The 2,663-nt window shown below is 65.4% G+C and carries 2 protein-coding genes; one reads left to right on the forward strand and one right to left on the reverse strand.

Annotation, left to right across the window (positions count from 1 at the left end; translation table 11 throughout):
• Positions 1-69: 69 nt before the first annotated feature.
• Entirely contained in the window at positions 70-1,581 is a 1,512-nt protein-coding gene (locus DU475_RS23550; protein WP_164633487.1) for a malonate--CoA ligase, read from the reverse strand.
• Between the two features lie 273 nt (positions 1,582-1,854).
• Between DU475_RS23550 and DU475_RS23555 the strand changes: the two genes are divergently transcribed.
• Positions 1,855-2,430: a fasciclin domain-containing protein gene (locus DU475_RS23555; protein ID WP_047310027.1), complete on the forward strand. Its 576-nt coding sequence runs from the start codon at positions 1,855-1,857 to the stop codon at positions 2,428-2,430.
• Positions 2,431-2,663 lie beyond the last annotated feature (233 nt).

Raw genomic sequence — 2,663 nt, forward strand, 5'->3', positions numbered from 1 at the left:
CATTCCGGGTTCGCGCTGCGCGCGCCCCGGAATGACGGCGCGAGTGGAAAGTGACGGCGCGGCGCGCGATTACTTGTAAATGTCCTTGTAGGTCTCGCGCAGGATGTTCTTCTGGACCTTGCCCATGGTGTTGCGCGGCAAGTCGTCGACGAAGATCACCTTCTTCGGCATCTTGAACTTGGCGAGCTGGCCGTCGAGACCCTTGATCACCTGCGCTTCGTCGATGCTGGCGCCCTTGTCGCGCACCACGACGGCGGTGACGCCTTCGCCGAAATCGGCGTGCGGCACGCCGATCACCGCGGATTCGACCACGCCCGGCATGGCGTCGATCTCGCTCTCGATTTCCTTCGGATAGACGTTGAAGCCGCCGGTGATCACCAGATCCTTGCCGGGGCCGAGGATGTGGACGTAACCGCGATCGTCGATCTTGCCGAGGTCGCCGGTGATGAAGAAGCCGTCGTCGCGGAACTCCGACTTGGTCTTCTCCGGCATCCGCCAGTAGCCCTTGAACACGTTCGGGCCCTTCACCTCGATCATGCCGATCTCGCCACGCGGCAATTCGCGGCCGGTTTCCGGATCGGTCACCCGCGCCGACACGCCCGGCAGCGCCGGGCCGACCGCGCCGGGGACGCGATCACCGTCATACGGGTTCGAGGTATTCATGTTGGTTTCGGTCATGCCGTAGCGTTCGAGCACGGCGTGACCGGTCTTCGCCGCCCATTCGCGGTGGGTGTCGGCGAGCAGCGGCGCCGAGCCGGAGATGAACAGCCGCATATGGCTGGTGGTCTCCTTGGTGAGCCGCGGGCTTTGCAGCAGACGGGTGTAGAACGTCGGCACGCCCATCAGCACGGTAGCGCGCGCCATCAGGTCGAGGATCCTGTCGGGATCGAACTTCGGCAGGAAGATCATCGATCCGCGCGCGAACAGCGTGACGTTGCTGGCCACGAACAGCCCGTGGGTGTGATAGATCGGCAGCGCGTGGATCAGCACGTCGTCCGGCGTGAAGCGCCAGAATTCCACCAGTGTCAGCGAGTTCGACGCCAAATTGTCGTGGCTGAGCATCGCGCCCTTGGAGCGGCCGGTGGTGCCCGAGGTGTACAGAATCGCCGCGAGATCGTCGTCGCCGCGTTCGACCGTGGCGAACGCCTCGCTGGCCTGGGCGGCCGCGTCGGTGAGCGAGCCCTGCCCGTCCGGCCCGAGCGTCTCCACCGTGGCGCCGACCTTGGCGGCGATCGCCGCGACGCCGTCCCGCCTGGACGGATCGCACACCACGATCTTCGGCTCGGCGTCGGTGATGAAGTAATCGAGCTCGTGCAGCGTGTAGGCGGTGTTGAGCGGCAGATACACGCCGCCTGCCCGCACCGTGGCGAGATACAGCACCAGCGCCTCGACCGACTTTTCGGTTTGCGCCGCAACACGGTCGCCGACCTTCAGGCCACGCGCCACCAGCACGTTGGCGACGCGCCCTGCCCGCGCCACCAGATCGGCGTAGCTGATCTTGTCGCCGGCCGCGGTTTCGATCGCGAGCTTGTGCGGGTCGTCGAGCTTGTCGAACAGGCGGGCGAACAGATTGGCGTTCATGTCGGTGTTCCGGGCGCATCAGGTTGTCGGGAAAGCGCCGTTGATTAGCAAGAACGCTCAGGCCAGCGCAACGCCAGAACCGGACCGCGGCGCGCCTGAACGAACAGAACCGGTTTCGGTTTCACCCTGCGACAAAAAAGAATTTCTGAAACGGCGCCGAAAAACTCCCGTAGCTCGCCGCGACGAGGCGCCGAGCCCTCGAAGGTGCACGCCAGCGTCACTCAACCTCGCCCGCGGCGATCGCGGGCAGCCATCACTCTCGGGAGACCAACCATGACGAAGCGAATTGCTCTGCTGACCGCCGCCGCCTTCAGCGCTCTGGCGCTCGCCGGCACCGTGACGGCCCCCGCCTCCGCCGAATCCGGCAAGATGACGAAGAGTTCCGGCGACACCGTGATGGTCGGCGGCGCGCCGATGTATCCGTCGAAAAACATCGTCGAGAATGCCGCCAAGTCCAAGGATCACACCACGCTGGTGGCCGCCGTGAAGGCCGCCGGCCTGGTCAAGACGCTGGAGGGCAAGGGCCCGTTCACCGTGTTCGCGCCGACCAACATGGCGTTCGACAAGCTGCCGGCCGGCACCGTCGACACGCTGGTGAAGCCGGAGAACAAGAAGCAGCTCACCAAGATCCTCACCTACCACGTGGTGCCCGGCAAGCTCGAGGCCGCCGATCTCACCGATGGCAAGAAGCTCAAGACCGTCGAAGGCGAGACCCTGACGGTGAAGCGGATGGGCGACCAGGTGATGCTGATCGACACCAAGGGCGGCAGCTCGACCGTGACGATTCCGAACGTCAACCAGTCCAACGGCGTGATCCACGTGATCGATACCGTGCTGATGCCGTCGTAACGGCGACTCGCCTCCGCGGCGCTTGATGTCCCCCAGGCGCGGCGAAGGCTGCGGCAAGCTGCCGCGAACGAAGGCGCGGGCCGGGGACCGGCTCGCGCTTTCGTGATCCCGCTCTCGCGCGCAGTTGCGCGTCGGTCGACAGACGATCGATAATCGGCAGTAACGAAATCGGCGCATTGCCCGTAATGTCCGGTGCAACCGCTGTCTTTCAGGCAGAGGGCCGATGGCGACCC

The sequence above is a fragment of the Rhodopseudomonas sp. WA056 genome (assembly GCF_010906995.1).
GTDB lineage: Bacteria > Pseudomonadota > Alphaproteobacteria > Rhizobiales > Xanthobacteraceae > Rhodopseudomonas > Rhodopseudomonas palustris_G.